This window comes from Aeromonas sp. YN13HZO-058 (assembly GCF_001921245.1).
In the GTDB taxonomy this organism is placed as follows: domain Bacteria; phylum Pseudomonadota; class Gammaproteobacteria; order Enterobacterales; family Aeromonadaceae; genus Aeromonas; species Aeromonas allosaccharophila.
In genome coordinates, this window is the sequence record NZ_MQSY01000052.1 from 84,577 (window position 1) to 106,275 (window position 21,699).

Annotated in this window: 22 protein-coding genes and 2 pseudogenes; 7 read left to right on the top strand and 17 right to left on the bottom strand. The window is 61.2% G+C overall.

All coding sequences use genetic code 11. The features are described from left to right. Window positions 1-161 precede the first annotated feature (161 nt). From BSP75_RS12520 to BSP75_RS12570, 11 genes and pseudogenes are all read right to left on the bottom strand, one after another. Window positions 162-773 carry an FKBP-type peptidyl-prolyl cis-trans isomerase gene (locus BSP75_RS12520; protein ID WP_042058897.1) on the bottom strand — a complete coding sequence of 204 codons (612 nt, stop codon included), beginning with the start codon at window positions 771-773 and terminating at the stop codon, window positions 162-164. 150 nt (window positions 774-923) lie between these two features. Further along, a pseudogene (locus BSP75_RS12525) lies at window positions 924-1,031 on the bottom strand (copper homeostasis protein CutC); the annotation flags it as partial. A gap of 20 nt (window positions 1,032-1,051) precedes the next feature. Then, window positions 1,052-1,777 (bottom strand): copper homeostasis protein CutC, encoded by a 726-nt coding sequence (locus BSP75_RS12530; protein WP_075113412.1) that lies wholly within the window; start codon window positions 1,775-1,777, stop codon window positions 1,052-1,054. Window positions 1,778-1,818: 41 nt separating this feature from the next. Then, window positions 1,819-2,721 (bottom strand): ROK family protein, encoded by a 903-nt coding sequence (locus BSP75_RS12535; RefSeq protein ID WP_058052778.1) that lies wholly within the window; start codon window positions 2,719-2,721, stop codon window positions 1,819-1,821. 107 nt (window positions 2,722-2,828) lie between these two features. After that, the gene (locus BSP75_RS12540) at window positions 2,829-3,335 is read right to left on the bottom strand and encodes a GNAT family N-acetyltransferase (RefSeq protein ID WP_042658014.1); all 507 of its coding nucleotides are present in this window, start codon (window positions 3,333-3,335) and stop codon (window positions 2,829-2,831) included. After that, window positions 3,323-4,129 (bottom strand): M48 family metallopeptidase, encoded by an 807-nt coding sequence (locus BSP75_RS12545; RefSeq protein WP_075113413.1) that lies wholly within the window; start codon window positions 4,127-4,129, stop codon window positions 3,323-3,325. Before BSP75_RS12545 ends, BSP75_RS12540 begins: the two co-directional genes overlap by 13 nt. A 180-nt stretch (window positions 4,130-4,309) precedes the next feature. Then, the gene (locus BSP75_RS12550) at window positions 4,310-5,284 is read right to left on the bottom strand and encodes a phosphate ABC transporter substrate-binding protein PstS family protein (protein WP_075113414.1); all 975 of its coding nucleotides are present in this window, start codon (window positions 5,282-5,284) and stop codon (window positions 4,310-4,312) included. A 342-nt stretch (window positions 5,285-5,626) separates the two neighbouring features. Continuing rightward, on the bottom strand, window positions 5,627-6,922 hold the full coding sequence (gene phoR / locus BSP75_RS12555; RefSeq protein WP_075113415.1) for a phosphate regulon sensor histidine kinase PhoR: 1,296 nt from the start codon (window positions 6,920-6,922) through the stop codon (window positions 5,627-5,629). Window positions 6,923-6,930: 8 nt separating this feature from the next. Next, window positions 6,931-7,620, bottom strand: coding sequence for a phosphate regulon transcriptional regulator PhoB (gene phoB / locus BSP75_RS12560; protein WP_005338414.1), 690 nt, complete (start codon window positions 7,618-7,620; stop codon window positions 6,931-6,933). 101 nt (window positions 7,621-7,721) lie between these two features. Continuing rightward, window positions 7,722-8,132, bottom strand: a complete 411-nt coding sequence (locus tag BSP75_RS12565; RefSeq protein ID WP_042058514.1) for a VOC family protein — start codon at window positions 8,130-8,132, stop codon at window positions 7,722-7,724. A 62-nt stretch (window positions 8,133-8,194) separates the two neighbouring features. Beyond that, the gene (locus tag BSP75_RS12570) at window positions 8,195-8,992 is read right to left on the bottom strand and encodes a helix-turn-helix transcriptional regulator (RefSeq protein ID WP_075113416.1); all 798 of its coding nucleotides are present in this window, start codon (window positions 8,990-8,992) and stop codon (window positions 8,195-8,197) included. A gap of 99 nt (window positions 8,993-9,091) precedes the next feature. Between BSP75_RS12570 and BSP75_RS12575 the strand changes: the two genes are divergently transcribed. Continuing rightward, window positions 9,092-9,991 carry a DMT family transporter gene (locus BSP75_RS12575; protein WP_075113417.1) on the top strand — a complete coding sequence of 300 codons (900 nt, stop codon included), beginning with the start codon at window positions 9,092-9,094 and terminating at the stop codon, window positions 9,989-9,991. Between the two features lie 81 nt (window positions 9,992-10,072). Here the strand turns inward: BSP75_RS12575 and BSP75_RS12580 are convergent, their stop codons facing one another. The 5 genes from BSP75_RS12580 to BSP75_RS21825 form a co-directional block, all read right to left on the bottom strand. Then, on the bottom strand, window positions 10,073-10,768 hold the full coding sequence (locus tag BSP75_RS12580; RefSeq protein ID WP_075113418.1) for a response regulator: 696 nt from the start codon (window positions 10,766-10,768) through the stop codon (window positions 10,073-10,075). A 3-nt stretch (window positions 10,769-10,771) separates the two neighbouring features. Further along, window positions 10,772-12,340: a sensor histidine kinase gene (locus tag BSP75_RS12585; RefSeq protein WP_075113419.1), complete on the bottom strand. Its 1,569-nt coding sequence runs from the start codon at window positions 12,338-12,340 to the stop codon at window positions 10,772-10,774. A 17-nt stretch (window positions 12,341-12,357) separates the two neighbouring features. Further along, window positions 12,358-13,908, bottom strand: a complete 1,551-nt coding sequence (locus tag BSP75_RS12590) for an NAD-dependent malic enzyme (RefSeq protein ID WP_075113420.1) — start codon at window positions 13,906-13,908, stop codon at window positions 12,358-12,360. 24 nt (window positions 13,909-13,932) lie between these two features. Further along, entirely contained in the window at window positions 13,933-15,249 is a 1,317-nt protein-coding gene (locus tag BSP75_RS12595; protein ID WP_075113421.1) for a 2-hydroxycarboxylate transporter family protein, read from the bottom strand. A gap of 516 nt (window positions 15,250-15,765) precedes the next feature. After that, window positions 15,766-15,936, bottom strand: coding sequence for a hypothetical protein (locus BSP75_RS21825; RefSeq protein WP_171971593.1), 171 nt, complete (start codon window positions 15,934-15,936; stop codon window positions 15,766-15,768). Window positions 15,937-16,235: 299 nt separating this feature from the next. Between BSP75_RS21825 and BSP75_RS12600 the strand changes: the two genes are divergently transcribed. The 5 genes from BSP75_RS12600 to BSP75_RS12620 all read left to right on the top strand — a co-directional run bounded on the left by BSP75_RS12600 (window position 16,236) and on the right by BSP75_RS12620 (window position 20,321). Further along, window positions 16,236-16,748, top strand: coding sequence for a MarR family transcriptional regulator (locus BSP75_RS12600; protein WP_042058528.1), 513 nt, complete (start codon window positions 16,236-16,238; stop codon window positions 16,746-16,748). 1 nt (window position 16,749) lies between these two features. After that, window positions 16,750-17,805, top strand: coding sequence for an HlyD family secretion protein (locus tag BSP75_RS12605; protein ID WP_042058530.1), 1,056 nt, complete (start codon window positions 16,750-16,752; stop codon window positions 17,803-17,805). Continuing rightward, window positions 17,795-18,898, top strand: a complete 1,104-nt coding sequence (locus BSP75_RS12610; RefSeq protein WP_232100245.1) for a DUF2955 domain-containing protein — start codon at window positions 17,795-17,797, stop codon at window positions 18,896-18,898. The genes BSP75_RS12605 and BSP75_RS12610 overlap by 11 nt, the downstream gene beginning before the upstream one ends. Window positions 18,899-19,061: 163 nt before the next feature. Then, window positions 19,062-19,820 (top strand): transporter substrate-binding domain-containing protein, encoded by a 759-nt coding sequence (locus BSP75_RS12615; protein ID WP_075113422.1) that lies wholly within the window; start codon window positions 19,062-19,064, stop codon window positions 19,818-19,820. Between the two features lie 144 nt (window positions 19,821-19,964). Then, window positions 19,965-20,321, top strand: a complete 357-nt coding sequence (locus BSP75_RS12620) for an MliC family protein (RefSeq protein WP_058052764.1) — start codon at window positions 19,965-19,967, stop codon at window positions 20,319-20,321. 56 nt (window positions 20,322-20,377) lie between these two features. On the opposite strand, the gene BSP75_RS12625 is transcribed toward BSP75_RS12620, so the two are convergent. Continuing rightward, window positions 20,378-20,770, bottom strand: a complete 393-nt coding sequence (locus tag BSP75_RS12625; protein WP_005358848.1) for a TonB family protein — start codon at window positions 20,768-20,770, stop codon at window positions 20,378-20,380. 240 nt (window positions 20,771-21,010) lie between these two features. Here BSP75_RS12625 and BSP75_RS21290 point away from each other — a divergent pair. Next, window positions 21,011-21,655, top strand: a pseudogene (locus tag BSP75_RS21290) (transposase); the annotation flags it as partial. Between the last annotated feature and the right edge of the window lie 44 nt (window positions 21,656-21,699).

A 21,699-nucleotide genomic window follows, 5' to 3' on the forward strand; every position in this document is an offset into this window, starting at 1 on the left:
CGCAGTATGCCTGTTCCCGTTGCTGAAAAAACCAGTCAATGGCGCAAAAGAGTCGCCATTTTCTGCTCCACAGCCCGCTGGCTGCGACACATGCTGGCTATCGCATCGCACCAAAAACAAACGGCGACCCGAGGGTCGCCGTTTGCATCAAGCCAGCAGGATCACAGGATGTCCAGCAGCTCGACTTCAAATACCAGTGCAGAGTAAGGCGGGATAGAGCCCGCGCCACGGGCACCGTAGGCCAGATCGTGGGGGATGTAGAGCTTCCACTTGGAACCAACCGGCATCATCTGCAGTGCTTCAACCCAACCAGCGATCACGCCGGTCACCGGGAACTCGGCCGGCTGGCCGCGAGCGACTGAGCTGTCGAATACACCACCGTGGGTGAAGGTACCGTGGTAGTGCACGCGAACGGACTGACCGGCTACCGGAACGGCACCGTTGCCTTCGACCAGCACTTCGTACTGCAGACCGGAATCAGTCACCTTCACGTCGTCGCGCTTGGCATTGTCAGCCAGGAAGGCTTCGCCGTCAGCAGCTGCGGCTTTGGCAACGGCTTCTTGCTCTTCTTGCATACGTGCAGTGATCACCTGGAAGGCATCATTGATATCGTCACGGCTGACCGCGAACTCCAGACCATTCAGGGCATCTGCCAGGCCTTGTTGCAGGGCCGGGATATCCAGACCGGCGAAAGCTTGCTGCGCCAGCTGATCACCCATGTTGCGGCCGATGCCATAGCTGGCCTTCTGTTCGATAGAGTCGTATTGGGACATTGAGATGTTGCTCCAGATCCATGTAGTAAAGAGGCGGGATAATATCAGACTTTTGGCCGGGGTGCTGCCGGAGGCCCCCCTGATTTCCCCGTCAGTGGGAGGAACTTCACACAAGAAGCGGATGAACGCCGCCCAACGGCGGCGAACTGCTTAACCGCGATCCAGCAAGGCTCTGACAGCTGCGACCTTGGCGCCATCGGTGATATTGACCCGGCCATCGTCCGAGGTGCCCATGTTGACGCCATACGGAGGGACACCATGCCACCGAGCTGCGTTCCTCACGCCTTGTCGAGCAAAGCACGCACCGCGGCCACCTTGGCACCCTCGGTGATATTGACCCGACCGTCGTCCGAGGTGCCCATATTGACGCCATGCGGCACCATGCCACCGCGCCAGCCCATGCCGGACATATGCACTTCGCTCACTCCGGTGAACTCGATGATGGTGCGCACGTTGTCGGCATTGACCCCGGCGCCCGGCATCAGGCTGGCACGGCCCGCCAACACCTGATGCATCTCCTGCAGGGTTTCGAGCCCGGCCAGCGCAGTGGCCGCATGACCGGAACTCAGAATGCGCTCGCAACCGGCAGCGACTATGGTCTCCAGATCGAGGCGCCAGTCGGAGGAGAGATCGATTGCGCGATGGAAGGTGACCCCCAACGGGCCAGCAGCATCCACCAGCTGTTTGAGCTTGGCGGCAGGCACCCGCCCCTCCTCATCCAGCAAACCGACCACCACCCCTTGCAGGCCCGCAGCGCGCGCCGCGGCGATATCCAGCAGCATCATCTCGAACTCGCCGTCGTTGAAGCAAAAATCTCCGGCGCGCGGGCGGATCATGGCGTACACCGGCACAGTGGCGTGGCGGGCAGCCAGTTGCATAAAGCCATAGGAGGGGGTCAGGCCACCCAGACCCAATGCAGAGCAGAGCTCGATGCGATCCGCCCCGGATTGCTGGGCGGTGAAGAGGGATTCCAGGTTGTCGATACAGATTTCAAGACGGGTCATGAGGACTCCTTTATCGGGGAGATCAGACCCCACATCTGATCTCATAGATTGAGCAAGGCTGCGCCGCGCACACCACCGGCGCCGCCGAAGCGGGCCTGACGGATCTCGGGCAGGGCGACCCCGGGCAGCAAGTGACCGGGCAGACGCAGCGGCAACTGTTCATAGAGGGCGGGCAATTCACTCAGGCCGCCCCCCAACACCACCACCTCGGGATCAATCACCGAAATGGCGGTAGCAAGCCCGGCGGCCATGATCTCCAGCCAGCAGTCGACGGTCTCGACTGCGTGGGGCTCATGGGCCTCGAAGCGTCCCACAATCTGGTGACCCGTGGCGCGCTGGCCATGGAAATGGTGATAGAGACGCTCCAGACCGGTGCCGGAGGCATAGGTTTCAAAACAGACCAGACGGCCGCAGCCGCAACGGGGACGGGGCAACTCGGGGTACTTCATCAGCATGGTCGCGGGCAAGGGGTAGTGACCAATCTCGCCAGCCAGCCAGTTACGCCCCTGAATAAGCTTGCCCGCCAGATAGACGGCGCCGCCGATACCGGTGCCGATGGTGACACCGAGCGCACTGCCTGCGCCGTCGGCGGCGCCCTGATGCACTTCGGACCAGAGGAAGCAGTTGGCGTCGTTATCCACCTTAACCGGCCGTTCCAGCAGCTCGGCCAGATCGGCGCCCAGATGGCGACCATTGATGGAGGGCAGGTTGGCCGCCACTATGCTGTGATCGTGGCTGTTGATGACGCCGGGAAAACCGATACCGACCGAGCCCCGTGCGCCGAAGCGGGCATCTGCCTGTTCGACCCGGGCGCGGATCAACTGCTGCAACCCCTCGTAATCGTTGCCGGGGGTGCTCATGCGCTCCTCATGGCAGAGGTTCAATGCACCGTCATAGACCGCGAAGGCGATCTTGGTACCACCGATATCAAAGCCGTAATACATGCCCGCACTCCCTTGTCAGCCCGTGTTTATTCCACTCTGTTCTGGGAGGACATTGTATTAATTCGCAAAAAAAATAAAGTGACCGGAGGCGAAAAACGGGAGAGTGATCAGAGCAAACGGCTCATTTGTCGCTGCAGGCAGGGCTGCCCGAGGCTAATCAGGGTGCGCTCCTCGCCGTCAAAGACGAAGCCGCGGCGCAGGTAAAACCCCTCGCCAATGTGGTTGCCATCGAGCAGCCACAATTTGACGCTATGGCAACCGGCGCGGCGCATCTGCATCGCCACCGCCTGCCACAGCCGTTTGCCATAGCCTTGTCGCCAGTGATCAGGATGGAGATAAAACGCGCGGATCAGGGCGCTGCTCTGCCCCGCTTCCTGCTGGGGTTGCCAGTAGAGCAGGCCAATTACTACCTCGTCGAGACAGAGCAGCATGGGCCTTGGGCCTGGCTCGGCCAGACGGCTCTGCCAGATCTGCAGATGGGCGGTGACATCGAGCTGCTCCAGCATGTCGGCGCCGAGCACCTGGCCATAGGCAGCGAGCCAGCTGGCTCGCTGCATCACCGTCATGGCGGCGGCATCGTCGCTGCGCGCCATGCGCAGGCTTATGCCTTGCATTGGGGCACCAGACCGTTGGCGCGGGCCTTCTCATAGAGCGGCAGCACTTGCGCCTGCTGCGCCTGCAACTCGGCGATCCGGTTCTCGTTGCTCGGGTGGGTGGAGAGCAGTTGCGGCGGGGTGTTGCCACCGGCGGCGGCACTCATGTTCTGCCACAGGGGAACGGCTTCGGCCGGATTGAAACCGGCGCGCGCCATCAGCTCAAGTCCGAGCCGATCCGCTTCGCTCTCCTGAGTACGGCCGTAGGGCAACATCACCCCCACCTCAACCCCGAGGCCAAGGGCGGCCATGGTGGCGCCGCGATACTCGCTGGTGCCCATGGCGATGTCGGCGGCCGCCAGACCGATACCTGCCAGCTGACTGCGAGAGAGTCGCTCGTTGGAGTGCTGGGCCAGCACGTGGGTCAGCTCGTGGCCGATGACGGTCGCCAGCTGATCCTGATTCTTGGCCACCTTGAGCAGACCGCTGTAGACCCCGATCTTGCCACCGGGCAGGGCGAAGGCGTTGACCTGTTTGGAGTCAAACACCACCACTTCCCAACTGGTGATGCCATAGCTGGTCGGCACCTGGGCGGTTACCGCCTTGGCGACACAAGAGACATAGCCGTTGAGTTTGGCATCCTTGCTCACCTTCTCCTGCTTCTTCATCTGCTCGAAGGAGTCGGCGCCCAGCTGGCTCATCTGCTGGGGAGAGTAGAGCAGCATCTGGCTGCGGCCGGTCGGTGACTGGGCGCAGGCGACCAGCAGGGAACTGCAGAGGGCTACCAGGCCAAACTTGGTGAGAGACGCAATCATGAAGGGATCCTTTGCCGTGACGTTGCCCTATTCTCGGAAATGCCGCCCTGCGACGCAAGGGAGCCAGCGCCCGGCTGGCGGAAAAATATCCATCCTGCGCTATTAACAAAACGGACAGCCGCCAAAAACAAAACGAGCCCGCTTGGGCTCGTTTTATCAGGGCATACTGACTGCAGGCAGTTATATGATTCCCAGCTTTTTCAGGTCAGCCTGTACTACCTTGGCCGGCACCGGCACGTAGCCATCTTTGGCAACGATGCTTTGACCCGCTTTGGAGAGCATCATCTTGACGAACTCTTGCTCCATCGGGGAGAGCGGCTTGTTCGGATGCTTGTTCACGTAAACGTACAGGAAGCGCGACAGCGGATACTTGCCGGTGATGGCGTTGTCGGCATTGGCTTCGATGAAGGTCTTGCCATCCTTGGAGAGCGGAACGGCACGCACGCCGGAGGTGACATAACCGATACCGGAGTAGCCGATGCCGTTCAGGGAGGCAGAGACCGACTGCACCACGGAGGCAGAGCCCGGCTGCTCGTTCACGCCGCTCTTGAAGTCGCCGTTACACAGGGCGTGTTCCTTGAAGTAACCGTAAGTACCGGATACGGAGTTGCGACCGAACAGTTGCAGATCCTTAGCGGACCAGTTGCCGTCCAGACCCAGATCAGACCACTTGGTGGCCGCCTTGGCTTCGCCGCACTTGAGGGTGCTGGAGAAGATGGCATCGATCTGCGGCATGGTCAGCCCCTTGATGGGGTTGTCCTTGTTGACGAACACCGCCAGCGCATCGACTGCAACGCGAATGGCAGTCGGCTTGTAGCCGTAACGCTTCTCGAATGCTTCCTCTTCACCGGCCTTCATGGCGCGGCTCATCGGACCAAACTGGGCAACACCTTCGGTCAGGGCTGTCGGCGCGGTAGAAGAACCGGCGGCCTGGATCTGCACGTTGACGTTGGGGTACATGCGCTTAAATTCTTCGGCCCACAGGGTCATCATGTTGGCCAGAGTGTCCGAGCCGACAGAGGACAGGTTGCCCGAAATGCCGCTGGTCGGGGTGTAATCTGGCAGATTCTTGTCAAGGCCATAAGCCAGGGTGCTGGCGGAAAACAGAGTCGCTGCGGTAAATCCGATTACACCAGCCAGTTTGTTGAGTTTCATCCAATCTCTCCAAGGTTGCAGAACGCAGTCCATAAACACGGTGTTAACTTTGCTCAACGCCGATCTCGCCGACCAGTTTGTTGAGTTACATTCCATGCCCTCACCACTGTGGCAAAAGGTCATCGTCAATTGGCAGTCCGTTACTTTGGCCGTCGCTCGGTGGCGTTATCTGGTCAAAGTTACCGAAGGTCCGTTCTTAAGACGGCGCCAGTATCTGACCTGGCAGTGACAAATTTATGGATTTAATGTGACACTTTAATGACATGGCGAGGCGATGGACCAAATGAAAAGAGGGCCGCTGTCGCCGCCCTCTCTCCTTCGCTAACCCATTGCCATAAAAGACTATTTAATCACCACCATGCGGGCTGGAATGAGAAAGCTGAAACGGCTGCCAAGGCCAACCCGGCTCTCGATATCGAGCTGGCAGTCGTGATGACTGAGAGCGTGCTTGACGATGGCAAGGCCGAGTCCTGAACCGCCGGTATGGCGGGAACGGGCCTTGTCGACCCGATAGAACCGCTCGGTGAGCCGCGCCAGATGCTCGGGGGCAATCCCCTCACCCTCGTCGCTCACGGCAAACAGCGCCATCGCCCCCTGCTTGCGCCACTCCACGCTGATCTTGCGCCCCGCCGGGGTGTAGTGGATGGCGTTGTAGACCAGATTGGAAACCGCACTGCGCAGCTGCTCCTGATCCCCGCGCACCAGAAGATTGGGCTGTACCATGAATTCGATCTGGTGGGCCCGCTCGCCCGAGAGTGCCCGCGCCTCCTGCTCCAGCAGCCCCAGCATGGCGGGCATGTCCACCAGATGGGAGAGATCCACCGAGGGGGCCGCCTCGATACGGGACAGGGTGAGCAGCTGATTGACCAGATTATCCATGCGGATGGTCTGCTCCATCATCACCCGATGCGCCTTGGCCCACATGGCAGGCGGTGGCGGCTCTTCGGTCATCTCCAGATAGCCCTTGAGCACGGTCAGCGGGGTGCGCAGCTCGTGGGAAACGTTGGAGACAAAGTGTTTGCGGGTCTTCTCGAGACTGCGCAGGCGGGTGACATCCCGCACCACCAGCATCGCCTGATCCGAGGCGTAGGGCATGATGCGAAACTCGAGAAACTTCTCCTCGTTGACCGGGGAGCTCATCTCCAGCGGCTCGTCATACGCCCCCTTGCCCAGATAGGCGTTAAAGGCCGGATTGCGAATGAGGTTGCCGATATGCTGACCGGCATCTTCCGGCCAGCGAAAACCAAGCAACTGCTCCGCCAACCGGTTGCACCAGAGGATGCTGCCATCGGTGCGAAACACCACGGCGGCATCGGGCAGCGCCTCGGCCCCCTCCCGAAAGCGGCGGATCAGCCCCGCCAGCTCGCGGCGGCGGGCCCGGTGACGCTGCTGCAACTTGTAGATACCGTTGAAGATGTACTCCCAGCTGCCACTGCCGCTGGGGGGCACCAGGCTGCGATCGTGCCACAGCCAGTCCGACAGCCGCTTCTGGAAGCGATAGTGCCAGCCCAGATGACACACGGCAGCCACCAACAGGCAGAGGGGGAGATGATCAATCAGCCAACCGAACAGAGCGAAAGGCAAATAGAAAAACGCCATCCGCCACAACTGTCGCCGCCAGGCGTAAGGTTGCAACATAACTGCCTCTAGAGACGGGTTGAGAAGCGGTATCCGGCTCCACGCACCGTCTGGATCAATCTGTCGTGCCCTGTCTCTTCGATCGCCTTGCGCAGGCGACGAATATGCACATCCACGGTTCTGTCCTCGACGTACACATTGGTACCCCAGACATTGTTGAGCAACTGTTCACGGCTGTAGACCCGCTCGGGGTGGGTCATGAAGAAGTGCAGCAGCTTGAATTCGGTCGGCCCCATGTCGAGCGCCTTCTCTTCGGCACTGACCCGGTGGGAGACAGGATCGAGTTTCAGCCCCTGCACCTCGATCACCTCGTCCACCGAGGTGGGCGACACGCGGCGCATCACCGCATGGAGGCGAGCGGTCAGCTCCTTGGGCGAGAACGGCTTGGTGATGTAGTCGTCGGCACCGGCCTCCAGACCACGCACCTTGTCCTCCTCTTCACCGCGGGCGGTGAGCATCACCACCGGGATCTGGCGCGTTACCTCATCCTGCTTGAGCTGCTTGATAAACTGGATGCCACTGCCGCCCGGCATCATCCAGTCCAGCACGATGAGTTCGGGGTAGGGTTCGCGCACCTTCGCCAGTCCATCGGCGTAATCTTCCGCTTCAATCGTCTCATATCCCTTCTGCTCCAGCACGAAGCAGAGCATTTCGCGGATCGGTGCTTCGTCCTCGACCACCAGAATTCGCTTAGCCATTCCCTTCTCTCTCCTCTGTGAAGATGGGTGCGCCAATTATTAGAACTTTCTGTGACACTTTTATGACTTTATGACAGGCGGGATGATAAACGTTTTCAGATTCAGTTGGCAGCAGCGCGTTGCAGCAAGTCCCAGCGGTTGCCACTGATATCCTCGAACACCACAACGGTGCCGTAAGGCTCGTCGCGGGGCTGTTCACAAAAATGGACGCCGTACGCCTGCATGCGCTGGTAATCCCCCCAGAAGTCATCGGTCTCGAGAAACAGGAACACCCGACCGCCGCCCTGCTGGCCGATGGCGGCCTGCTGCTGCGCATTGGCCGCTTGTGCCAGCAGCAGCGCGGAACCGGGGGCACCTTTGGGGGCAACCCGCACCCAGCGCTTGCCCGGTTTGCCCGGTTCATCGAGCCGGGTATCTTCCAAGAGCGCGAAGCCAAGTCCCTCGGTAAAAAAGCGAATGGCCTGATCGTAATCGGCGACCAGCAGGGTCAATGCACCTATGTGTTGTGACATGGCAGAAAACTCCTCAATAGTTGGATCAACAGGGCGCCTGCAGGCGCCCTCATCATTTTGAATCACAGCTCCCTTTTGCTCCCGAGCTGCTGGCGGTAACGCTGGGGGGAACAACCCAGCTCCCGGTTGAACATGGCGATAAAGGCCGAGGTGGAGCCATAACCGAGCCGCCAGCTGATCTCCTGAATGGGCAGGTCGCCCTTGAGCCAGGCCAGCGCCTTGAGCAGCCGCAACCGCGCCCGCCACTGACCAAAGTTCATCCCCAGCTCCCGCAGGCAGCGGCGTGCCAGGGTGCGCTCGGTGGTATGAAGTTGCCCGGCCCACTGGGCCAGGGTGCGGGGATCAGCCGGGTCATGATGCAGCACCGCCAGCATGGGGGCCAGCAGCTTGTCCTGACTCATCGGCAGGTAGCTCTCCTGACAGCGGGTACGTGCCAGTCGCGCCACCAGTAGTTCGGCCTGCCGTTGATCCCACTCATCCATCATATGGCCTACCCGCCGTTCGCAAAAATCGCTCAGCAGGGCGCGGATCAGCGGGGTCATCAGCAGCAATCTCGGCTCTGGCGGCAATCTGGCCGACCACTCGTGGCTGACGTAGATCGAGGTGTAGTCGAGGGCCTGTTCGTTGTAGGCGGTGTGGTCGAGATCCGCTGGCACCCAGATCAGGTAGTCGGCGGGCGCCACCAGCCGCTGCGCCCCCAGCTCCACCTCCATTACCCCCAGGCTGATCATGCTGAGCTGCCCCCAGGGATGGGAGTGAAGCGAGGTGATGCTGTCGGCTCGCAACTGCTGATAACGAAAATAGAGCGGATTGGGGGCTGGCAGCTCGCTATCGGTGGAATGGTAGTGGTGAGCCACCATGACAGGTTGTCCTTTCTGCGGGATTATCTGTCTTTTTTACGCTACTTGCCAATAGAAAGACAAGGGTAGACTTGCCAGCCTGACAATAAGGAGCCTCTGATGCGAATCTTTTCCCCCCTGCTCTTTCCGCTGATGGCGGTGCTGATCTGGGCCACCAATACCGTGGTCTCCAAGGCAGCGGCCAGCGTACTCGACCCGGCGGCCATCTCCTTCTATCGCTGGGTCATTGCCGCGCTGGCACTGACTCCCTTCTGCCTGCCCCAGTTGTGGCGCCGCCGCAGCGAGATCCGCCCCTGGTTTGGCAAGCTGCTGGTGCTGGCGGCACTGGGCATGGTGCTGTTCCAGTGTCTGGCCTATTACGCCGCCCACAGTACCTCGGCCACCAACATGGGGGTGATCGGCTCGCTGATCCCGATGCTGACCCTGCTGCTCGGCGCCATCTTCTTCGCTCAGCGTCCCGGCAAACAGGCGCTGGCGGGCATGAGCATCTCGCTGTTCGGAGTGTTCTGGCTGCTGAGCAAGGGCCAACCGCTGGCGCTGCTGCAGAACGGCATCAACCCCGGTGATGGCATGATGCTGCTGGGCTCTGTCAGCTATGCCCTCTACGGGCTGCTGATCCGCCGCTGGCAACTGCCGTTCGGCCCCTGGCTCAACCTCTACATGCAGATCCTGCTGGCAGTCTTGCTGCTGGTGCCAGTTGCGCTGAGTGCCGATTCGCTGGCGGTACCCGCCGAAGGGTGGGGGCTGGTGCTGTTTGCCGGGCTGGCGTCGTCCCTGCTGGCAGCCTACTGCTGGATGCGCGGCCTCGCCTGCATGGGGGCCGAGCGCACCTCGGTCTTTATGAACCTGCTGCCACTCTGTACGGCGCTGATCGCCGTCATCAGTCTGGGGGAGCCGATCCACGGCTATCACCTGCTGGGCGGGGGTCTCATCCTGGGCGGGGTGATGGCCTCCCAACTGAAGAGGCGTGCGCCGGTGGCCGAACGGGAAGCCGCGTGAGAACGGACAACGTCCAGAAACAACAAGGGAGCCGCTGGCTCCCTTGTTGTTTTCACGTGCATGTAGGCATCAACCTGAGGCTCACCCCACCCGGCGCCAGCGATAGCGCCGCTCCGGTCGCCCCCGCTGACCGTAGTTGAGATCCACATCCACCCGGTCTTCCGACTCCAGATACTCCAGATAGCGGCGCGCCGTGGTACGACTGAGCGACAACCGCAGCGCCACCGTGTCGGTGGAGAAGACGTTCTCCGGTTCGCCCGCCAGCAGATCCAGCACCTGACGCAGGGTAATGCTGTCGATCCCCTTGGGGGTGACGCGCATCTCCTTGATCTGGGACCGCCCCCCCTTGCCCAGCAGCTTGTCGAGATCGTCCTGCTCCAGCCGTCCCCGCTCGCACAGCCGGCTGTGCAGTTGCAGGATCTCGTCCAGACTCTGCTGGATGCGAAACAACCGCAATGGCTTGATGACATAGTCATGGACCCCCAGATTGAGGGCCTGCTGGATGGTCTCCACATCGCGCGAGGCGGTCACCATGATGACGTAGGCCTCGCGATTGTGACTGCGCAGGCGGCTCACCCACTCGAGGCCCGAGCCATCGGGCAAAGAGACATCCACCAGCAGCAGTTGGGGCACCACACCGGCCATCATGGCATCGGCCTGGGCCAGGGTGCCGGCCCGCCCCAGCAGGGAGAAACCGGATGTTGCCGCCACCAGCTCAGACAAGATGGCACCGATCCGATCGTCATCTTCAATAACAAGCGTGATTATTGGGTCCATGGCTCACATTAATTGGTTTTTATTCAAGTAGATACCAAACAGTGTGGTCTGCTCGGCAGTTCGCCGCCATTCTATCACACCCTCGCGCCGCGCCACGGTCTCCTTGACCAGGAACAGGCCGACCCCGTGATCGCCGCTCTGGCGACTCACCCCGTAATCGAACAGGTGATCGGCAAGCGCTTCGTCGACCCCCTCGCCACTATCCTCCACCTCGATCACCAGTCGCCGCCCCACATCACACAGAGAGAGCAGCACCCGCGGCGGCCGCTGCTGGCGGTTGCGCCAGGCCGCCTGCAAACCGTTATCCAGCAGGTTGCCAATCAGCGTGATGAGATCGGCAGAGACCGGGGCCGGATACTCCGCCAGCGCCGAGTCGGGATCGAGCTCCAGGGTCACCCCCAGCTCGCGGGCCCGGCTGAACTTGCCGAGGATCAGCCCCGCCACCGGCTTGTTGTCGATCAGCCGCAGCAGCTCCTGCAACATGGTCTGGCACGCTTCGTTCTCCTGCTGGATCAGCTCCACCGCCTGATCCACATGACCCAGTTGCAACAGGCCGGAGAGGCTGCTCAGCTTGTTGGCAAACTCGTGGCTCTGCATCCGCAGCATCTCGGCGTACTGGCGCAGATGAGTCACCTGTACTCCCAGACTGGCGGCCACCTCCGGTCGACTGAAGATCAGCAGCCGCCCCGGCGCCTTGCCCTGCACCGCCTGCCAGCGGCCGACGAAGGACTCCCCCTGAATGGTGAAGCTCACCTCCCCCGCCTCCTGCTCCAGACAGGGGCGCAGCGGCGGCACCAGCTCCGCCAACGACTGCCCCAGCAGGGCGTGACGCCCGGTACCTGGCAGCCGCAACTGATAACTGGCGGTGCTGTTGATCATGTTGATGTTGCCGCTGCTATCGAGCGCGATCACCCCCTCGGTGATGTGCTCCAGCACCAGATCCTGCAGGGTGAAGCGGCGCACGATCGCCTCCGGCTCCAGATCGAGCAGGGTCTTGCGCAGCAGATATTGCACCCAGAGCGCCAGCAGCAGGCCGCATCCCAGCACCGCCACAATGGCGCAGACGAGCAGGGCCACCCGCTCCATGTAGATGCCCTCCACCTGCTGCATCAGGTAGCCCACCACCACGGCCCCCATGACGCGCCCGTCACCGCCCACCACCGGGGAGAAGCAGCGGATCGCCGGCCCCATGGTGCCCCGATCCTTGGAGCAGTAGCTGCGCCGCTCCTGCAGCGCGGGCCAGATATCCTCACCACGGAACTTCTGTCCCACCAGCTCGGGGTTGGGGTGGCTGAGACGACGACCATGTTCGTCGGTCACCACCATATAGGTGGCATCGGTGCGATTGCAGACCGCCTCCATGTAGTCGCGCAGGGTAGGATCACTGCCCTGCCGCAGGGCCTCGACCACCCGGGTATCGGCCGCCATGACCCGAGCCAGATCGCTCCCCTTATCCTGCAGATTGCTCTCCAGTAGATGCCGGATAAAGAGGGCCAGCAGACTGCCCAGAATGAGGATCAGCAGCAGGGAGAGCCCGAGAGAGAGGGTGACCAGCTGATGGCGAAGTTTCATGCACATACCTTAAATCGTCAGGACGCAGCCCAATAGTGCGGATGCCACCAGGTCTGGTCAATCAAAGGTGCCGGATCACCGGCAAAATCGGCCAGGCCCTCCTCGCGGGCACAGAGCGCCACCGCTCTGGCCACGGCGCGGGCCACCTCTCCCACCTGTTCAATCGGGGGCAGCAGTCGGCCCGCCACCAGCGGATAGGCGCCGACCGCCCGCACCGCGGCCAGCAACATGCCGTCGCTGATGCGGCGCGCCTTGACCGCGCAGGCCCCCAGGCCAATGCCCGGGAAGACATAGACGTTGTTGCACTGGGAGACCACCCGCCGCTCACCGGCCACCGTCACCGGCGCAAACGGGCTGCCGGTCGCCAGCAGGGCGCGGCCACCCGTGGCCGCCCACACCTGCTCGGGCGTCGCTTCGGCGCTGCGAGTCGGGTTGGAGAGCGGCAGGATCACCGGCTGCTCGCACACCTCCCCCATCGCCTGCAGCACCTCGCCAGTAAAGAGGCCACCCTGACCGCTCACCCCGATCAGCACAGCTGGGCGCACCTGGCGGATGGTCTCCAGCAGCGAACTGTTGCCCTCGTTCACCGCGCGGGCAAACGGCTGCTGGGCACGAGTCAGCGTGGAGCGATCGCTACAGACCACCCCGTCCTGATCAAACAACCAGACCCTCTCACTGCCGCCCGCCAGCTGGGCCAGCATGGCGGCGATACCGCAACCGGCAGAACCGGCGCCGACGATCAGCACGGGAGCATCGCACAGGGCGGTGCCCGCCTGCTGCAGACCGGCCAGCACACAAGCAGAGGCGACCGCCGCCGTCCCCTGAATATCGTCGTTGAACATGCAGAGCTCGTCCCGATAGCGGGTCAGCAGGTTGGCCGCATGCTTGCCGGCAAAGTCTTCAAACTGCAGCACCACCTGCGGCCAGCGCTTGCGAATGGCGGCCACCACCTTGTCCATGAAGTGGTAGTAGCTCTCGCCATCGATCCGCTGGGCCTGCCAGCCGAGGTAGGAGTCATCCTCCAGCAGTTCGGGGTTGTTGGTGCCCACATCGACACAGAGCGGCAGGGTGCGCGCCGGGTTGATGCCGCCAGCGGCTGAATAGAGCGCCAGCTTGCCGATGCAGATCCCCATGCCGCCGATGCCGAGATCGCCAAGCCCCAGCACCCGCTCGCCATCGGAGATGACGATCACGTCCACCTCCTGCTCCACCGACTCGAGGATATCGTCGAGATCGTCCCGGTCGTGCCAGGAGAGATAAAGCCCGTGGCTGCGCAGATAGAGATCGCTGTGGCGCTGGCATGCCTCCCCCACCACCGGGGTATAGATGATCGGCAGCAGCTCCGGCAGGTGGTGGCGCACCAGATCGTAGAACAGCACCGGGTTGTCCTCCTGCAACTGGCGCAGCAGCAGATGCTGATCAAACGGGCTCTGCATGGCACTGACCAACCGGTAGATCCGGCGCCGCTGCTGGGAGAGGGACTCCTCCTTGTGGGGCATGCGACCACGCACGCCCTGACGCTTGCGTTCTGCATAGGGCAGGCTGGTGCCCATCATGATGTCGTTCATTTTATGTGTTCCTCAATCCGGTATTCAGGCAAGCAGGGAAATAAGGGCAGTGGCCAGGATCAGCATCACGGCGCCACCGAGGCGAGAGGAGATCTGGGCAAAGGGCATCAGCTTCATCCGCTGGGCCGCCGAGAGCACGGCTACGTCGCCGGTGCCGCCCATGTTGGCCATGCAGAGTCCGCCGGTGATGGCCGCCTCGATGGGATAGAAACCGATCATCCGGCCTACCAGCGCCGCGCCGAGGGCGCCACCGATCACGGTGACCATGACCAGCACGAAGTAGCTGATCGAGAAGGCGCTGATCAGCTCAGGAATACTGGTGTAGGCGACACCGATCCCCACCAGCAGGGAGGGGGTCAGGTTGCTCACCACAAACTGATACCAGTCAGCAGCCGCCTGCTCATAACGGCGCGGCAGCACGCCGCTCACCTTGATAAAGGCGACCGCCAGAATCATCAGGGCAAAGGGGTGCATGGGGATAAAGTTGCCGAGCAGGGAGCCCAGCACAAACATGCTGGAGCTGATAAAGAGCCCCATGCCCAGACTCTGCAGGGTCGGTGCTTCAACCTGCTCCTCGGCGATGCTCTGGCTACTTTCCTTGACCATCAGCTTGCCGTTGCCAGTCAGGGAGGGGTAACGGCGACCGAGGCGCGCCAGCAGGGAGCCCACCAGAATGGCCAGGGTGTTGGCGATCACTACCGCCGGCACCATGCGCGACAGCAGGTCGGCGCTGGACATCTGCATCGGGCCGGAGAGGATCTCCACCAGTGGCACGGCACCTGCCCCCATGCCACCGCCCATAATCGGCAGGCCAATCAGCAGCACCGCATTCTTGAAGCCGTAACCCATCAGGGAGCCGACGAAGCCGACGCTCAGCAGTGCCAGCGCCACGCCGCCGAGGATCACCGGCAGATAGCGCATGGCGGCATTTTTCAGCAACGCACTGCTCATGCCAAACACCGAACCGGTCACCAGACTGGCGATAAAGAAGTTGAGAAAGCCCCCCTCCTTCATGAAGTTGGTGATGACCTGTCCCGCCTGCACCGGCAGCAGCTGGTATTCGAACAGGGCGGCGCCGCCAAAGATGGCGAGGATGGTGCCGCCCCCCAGATATTCACGGATCGGCATGATCCGCTCCCCCAACTCGGTCAGCAGGGTGCCCAGCACGAACATCAGCGCCAGCGCACCGACCATGCCCAGTGGCAGCGAACCGTTCCAGCCGGAAAAGAGAACACAGGTCGCCAGCCCCAGAAATATAAAGAGCGGCATACCGGCAATTTGTTGGCCGCCCATAAAGGCGGCCTTTTCTTGTGTGGTTTGTAGGGTAGAGAGGTTTTTCATTGTTATGTACTCTGCGTGTGATTGTGGCCGCTACTTTATTGATCCCCCTCGCCCCTGTCGGTTAGCCAGACTGCAAAGCCATATAAAAACATTAAAAACTTAAACATCATGGTGTCGCCAAACTGCGTGACTCAATAGATCACCACGCCATCGATACCCGGCCAGACAAGGAAGCAAGAAGATAAAACGAGCGACACGTATGGCGGTTATTTGGGTGATCAGCAGTAATAGCAATCTGATGATCGCTCCCCTTTGGGGAAATAACAGAGCCAGATGACAAACCCTGCGACCATTTATCCTCACAGATCCTGTGAGTGATAATCAGCGGGCAATGTCATCCCGATGGCGCGGTCGTCACGGCAGGTGGTATCAGGGATTGCGCGCACATTCGTGCTGCCAGCGAGATGCAAAATGGCGAGAGAGGCGGCGCAAGGAAGAGCGTTGATATTGTGATGAGTCAAGCCAGCGAATACCAGGGCACTGGCTTGAACTCGCAAGGATCACACACGGTCAGGTCTATTCTGCCAACAATAATGGAATATTGGCGGGGTCAAAATCATGGCTGATATCGGCACTTCTGACAGCACCATCCCGATTCATGCCATGATGTGACTCTGCACCATATTCCCCGTCACTCAACAGAGCTTCAATTGCCAGATACACACATCCACTGTCATATCCATCCACAACCCGTTTCCCCCTTGTTTTATAACCCCATCAATATTAGCGGATAAAAAAAGCGCCGCTCGCCGGACCTGAAAATTTCATGAAAATATCCGCCTAATATCCTCCCTTCACGGCCTCCTATCCGGAGCGGTAAAAGAGCCCCGAGTGGATCAGTGCTGCAAACAATATCAGGGGCCCGAATGCTACTCATCCAACCCCGACGAAAGATCCGACCAGAAACACGATCGCCATCACACTATTTACTTAGCCTGCTAAATAAGTAAAATGCTTAGCAGGCTAAGTACATTGAGGATGAGAAGATGACGGATCTGGAAAGGTTGCGCGAGCTGTCGCTCGCCGAGCAGATAGCGCGGATGCACCGGCTATGGCGTACTGCCGCCGATCTGGAGTTGGCTCCCCTTGGCCTCACCCATCCCCGCTGGACCGCACTGTGGAAACTCTCCCGCATGGGGAACCATGTCAGCCAGAAGACCCTGGCCGAAGCCCTCGAGATAGAGCTCCCCTCCCTGATGCGCACTCTGGGCCAGCTGGAAGAGCAGGGGCTGATTGAGCGTCACTGCTGCAGTCAGGACAAGCGGGCCCGTATCGTCTGCGTGACCCCGGCTGGCCAGACCCTGCTCGATCAGATTGCCGACCGCATCATGAATATCCGCCGCGAGCTGCTGGGGGGCATCGACGAACAGACCCTGCAACTGTTTGAAGCCACGGTGCAGCGGATCTCGGCCAACGCCCTCAGCAAGATTGAACAGCACCACGACCGACAGGCAGGAGGCGATACAAGCCCTCCCGATGCCAGCACAGAGAGAGAATAAGATGACACCGGATCAACAATTTACCCGCTGGATCAAATGGTCCATGGCAGGCTTTGCCGCCCTCTTCGCCTATTTTCTGGTAGCCGATCTGCTGATGCCCCTCACGCCGCAGGCGATGGCGACCCGGGTGGTCACCAAGCTTGCCCCGCAAGTGAGCGGCAAGGTGGTCGAGGTTGCCGTTCACAACAACCAGCAAGTCAAGAAAGGGGACTTGCTGTTTACCCTGGATCCCGAGCCCTTCGCTCTGGCAGTAGAGCAGGCCCGCCTGGCCTTGGCTCAGGCCGAACAACAGAACCGTGAACTGGATGCCGAACTGACCGCTGCCGCCGCCGATATCAGTGCCAAAGAGACGCTGGCCAGCCAGAAATGGCGGGACGCGGAGCGGACCGATGCGCTGTTCCAGCGCCACATGGTCTCAGTGCAACAAAAAGATGAGGCGGACAGCGCCCTGCGCAGCGCTCAGGCCAACCTGCGCGCCAGTCAGGCCAAACTGGCCCAGATCAAGGCCAGCCGTGGCGTGACCGGTGAGGACAATCTGTTGCTGCGCCAGGCCCGCAACAAGCTGGCGCAAGCGGAGCTGGCGCTCGCCTATAGCCGGGTGCACGCGGATCAGGATGGCACCATCACCAATCTGCAGCTCAAACCGGGCAGTATCGCCAGCGCGGGCAGCCCGCTGCTGGCGCTGGTGTCGGAGCAGGTCGATGTGATCGCCGATTTTCGCGAGAAGAGCCTGCGCCATGTCGGCGAGCAAACCCGCGCACTGGTCGCCTTTGATGGCGAACCGGGCCAACTCTATCCTGCCCGGGTGAGCAGTCTGGATGCCGGGGTGAGTGCCGGTCAGTTTGATGCCAACGGCCGGCTGGCGGCACCAGTGGAGTCGGATCGCTGGGTTCGGGATGCCCAGCGGATGCGGCTGCACCTCGAGCTGGAGCAGTTACCCGACCATCTGCCAGCCGGTGCGCGGGCCACGGTGCAACTGCTGCCGGACAATGCCCTGACCGCCATGCTGGCACGGGGCCAGATCCACCTGCTCAGCCTGCTGCATTATGTCTATTAATCAGGTATCTACTAATCCCGTAGCGACCTCCGTAGCTACCAATACCGTGCCTGCTCATCACGCCGCGCACCTCTGGCATCGGCCCCTTACCGGCAACGAGCTGCGTCAGTGTTTGCGTATCGCCTTTGGCTGCACCACGGGCTTTCTGCTCTGCAAGCTGTTTGGCTGGGGTTACGGGGTCTTCTACACGGTCACCCCGGTGCTGCTGCTGGGGATGGTGCCGGTGATGAATGGCCATGCCGCCCGCCAGCTTATCGCGTCGGCAGTGGTCTGTGGTGTGGAGGTCGGGTTGCTGGGGGGGCTGTTTGGCAGCCATCCGGTGCTGATGACCCCCATCGCCTTTCTGCTGTTTCTCTACCGCTTCGCTGCCATGTCGCGCGGCAGTCTGTTTCTGTTCGGGGCCAACGGGGTGCTGAGCCTCAGCATCATGCTGCACTTTGCCAGCTATCCGCAGACCGACCTTAACGATCTGATTTTCAATAATATCTGGGCGAACATCCTGTCGGTGCTGATCGCCTATCTGATGACGGCGCTGATCCCCGACCTGGAGGCACGACCGAAACCGGCACCCGCCCCCAAGGCGCCGCACCGGATGCGCCACGAGGCGCTGCTGGGGGCCACTGTGGCCACCCTGTCGTTCCTGACCTTTCAGCTGTTTGATCTGCGTGACTCCATGTCGGCCCAGGCCACCACCCTGCTGGTGCTGTTCCCCATGCACTGGAACGGCGCCCTCAGTTATGCCCGCAAACGGGCGATGGGCACCTTGCTGGGGGTCACCTTTGGCCTGCTCGGCCAGCTGGTGCTCTATGACTGGTCAGGGCAACTGCTGCTGGTCGCCCCGCTGCTGTGGCTCGGCGCCATGCTGTTCAGTCATGCCCACGTCAAGGAGGCTGGCGGCTCGGGGGTCGGCTTCGGCGCCCTCACAACCCTCGGTATCCTGTTTGGCCAATACCTCACCCCGGGCAACGATCTGGTGTTCAGCGCCCTCTACCGGGTCAGCAGCATCCTGTTTGCCATCGTGGTCACCCTGCTGGCCTGCTACCTCATCCACCGGTTGCTCAACCGCTTCGAGGCAACCCGCTTCGGTTATTGATTTCCTGTTGTAAACACTGTTGTCAGCCCATGGATGGGCTCTCTTTCGCCCCGTCGCCTGCCGGGGCGTTTTTTTGTCTCCCTTATTTGCCTCCCTCCTGCCGCCACGGATCAGCGCAGAAGTGTGGCTATGCTTGTAAGGCTGCTGTCGATGAGGTGTACCTATGGTTCCGTGGTTAAAAAAATGGCTGGTTTGTCTGGTGCTGCTGGCCACCAGTTCGCTCGGGGCCGCCCCGCTGATCATTGGCGCCGAGGATGACTGGGCTCCCTACTGCGAGCGCGACAAGGAGGATGGCCAGCCTCGCGGGCTGGCGCCGGAGCTGGTCAAGGCAGTGTTCGCCGCCGAAGGGATCGAGATTGTGTTTCGCACCCTCCCCTTTGCCCGCTGCATGCACGATGCGAAAAGCGGCAAACTTGCGGGGTGCTTCAACGCCACCATCACCGAAGAGAACCGCTACCAGTACCACTGGCACGATACCCCCATGTTCGAGGAGGATCTTGCCATCTTCGCCCTCGCCAGCGAACCACAACGGGATCTCAAGCTCACCTCGCTGGAGGGAAAACGGGTTGGGATCACGCTCGGTTACACCTATCCCACCGATTTTATGGAGAACCCCAGGATCACCCGCTTTCAGGCCAAATCCGATGCCCAGATCCTCGAGATGCTGGTACGTGGCCGGGTCGACTACATCCTGATGAACGGCATGCCGGGCTATCTCAAGATCCAGCAGAAGCAGCTGACCGGCAAGGTGGTCAAGGTTGGCAAACTCTCCACCGACGGCTTCTGGCTCGCCTTCTCCCGTCACCACCCGCAAGGGGAAGCACTGGCCAAGCGGTTAGAGCAAGGATTGCAAAAGATCAAGAACAACGGCACCTACGAGACCCTGCTCCGCCAGTTTGAAACCCGACTCGGTTTGCACTGATGGCGGATGCCTTGCTAACACCGAACCCCTCACCCCCGCGACGGTATGCCGGACAGCCAGCGACGCACCGAATGGCCGCGATGATTGCACAATAACGGCAACCTGTTAGGCTCACGCCCGTATGACACCAATGGAGCTGTAATCATGAATAAAGTACATATGATGGCCGCTGGTGCGCTGGCCCTCGGCCTGCTCGCCGGCTGCAATCAGGGCAATACCCTCTCCGTCACCGGTGGCGAGCCGGTCAGTTACCAGTGCGAGCAGGGCAAGAAGGTGCAGGTGCGCTACTTCTCTCTCTCCGACGAGAGCCTCAGCTTTATCAAGCTGTCGCTGCCGGACGGCAAGGATTACACCCTGCCACAGGCCATTTCGGCCTCCGGTGCCCGCTATACGGACGAGCACGAGGCTGTCTGGTGGAACAAGGGGAACGAGGGTTTTGTCGAGCTGCGGGATCAGGATGGCGAGTGGCAGACCGCCTACAACGACTGCAAACAGCAATAAACGTGACCCCGGCTAGGCCGGGGTCTCTGTTTCTCTGGCATCGAAGTGGTGGGGGATCAGTTGATCTCGATCTCGAAGCGGTTGGTCACCTCGACCGGAATGGCATCCGGGTTGCCCTCTGCCGGGCTGTAGCGGATCCGCGAGAGGGTCGCCAGCGCGCTCTGCTCCAGCTCGCCGGGGGGCTCGGCCGCTACCACTTCCGGTTTGACCGGCGTGCCGCTGGCGTCGATTTGATAGCGTACTTCCACATACCCCTTGACCGGTTTGGCTGGCAGGGCGGGCTCGTCATTGCCAAGCCATGACCACTGCTTCTCCTGAACCCAGTAGCTTGAAAGCTGCTCGAGAGGGATAGCGATCGGAGCGCGCTCGTGCGCCACCTCCTGACGAGATGAGCACCCCAACAACAGTGTCACTGCCAGACCTGACCATACTGCGACTTTCCACTTCATGTAACGCTCCTTGTTCTCTGCCGGTGCTTGTTGCCGGACTGCGGGGCACTCAACACGCGCCCCCTTGGTCAGTCACCCATCCTAACGAAAAAGTATTCGTATGAACATGAACAAAAGGGCCAACCCCGAGAGGTTGGCCCTTTTATCGTCAATGAGCTCACTAACCAGCCGAAGGTATGAATCGCCCCCAGTTCCCTAGACACCTCACAGCCTTAAAATGAGGCAACTATTGGAGATGTTATGACCCGTCAGCGTTATCCAGAAACATTCAAAATCGAAGCGGTTAAACAAATCACCGAGCGCGGACGGCCGGTGGCTGACGTTGCACGAGTCCTTGGGGTATCCAGCCACAGTCTGTATGCCTGGCTCAGGCAGTACGGTAAGCCCGCTGACCAGCAGCTCGAAGAGTCTGCCTTGCAAGCCGAGATACGCCGCCTGAAAGCCGAACTGCGCCAGGTCACCGANCGAGATACGCCGCCTGAAAGCCGAACTGCGCCAGGTCACCGAGGAGCGCAATATCCTAAAGGAGGCCGCCGCGTACTTTGCCAGCGAGTCAAGGAAAGGTACGCGTTCATAACCTCCCGACTCGACCGGTACAGTGTCGTTACCCTGTGCCAGACCCTGGGGGTTCACCGAAGTGGCTTCTACGCGTGGCTGAAACAGCCCGCATCGCCAGGACAGCAGGAGGACGAACGGCTGATAGGATTGGTCAAGCAATCCTGGCTGGAAAGTGGTGCAGTCTACGGTTATCGCAAGAACCATCGCGACCTTCGTGACGCAGGGGAAGCCTGCGGCAAGCACCGAGTGGCCAAATTAATGAGGCGGGAAGGGCTGCGTTCGCAAACGGGCTATCAACGCCGCAAGGGGCATTATGGAGGCAAGAGCNATCGCGACCTTCGTGACGCAGGGGAAGCCTGCGGCAAGCACCG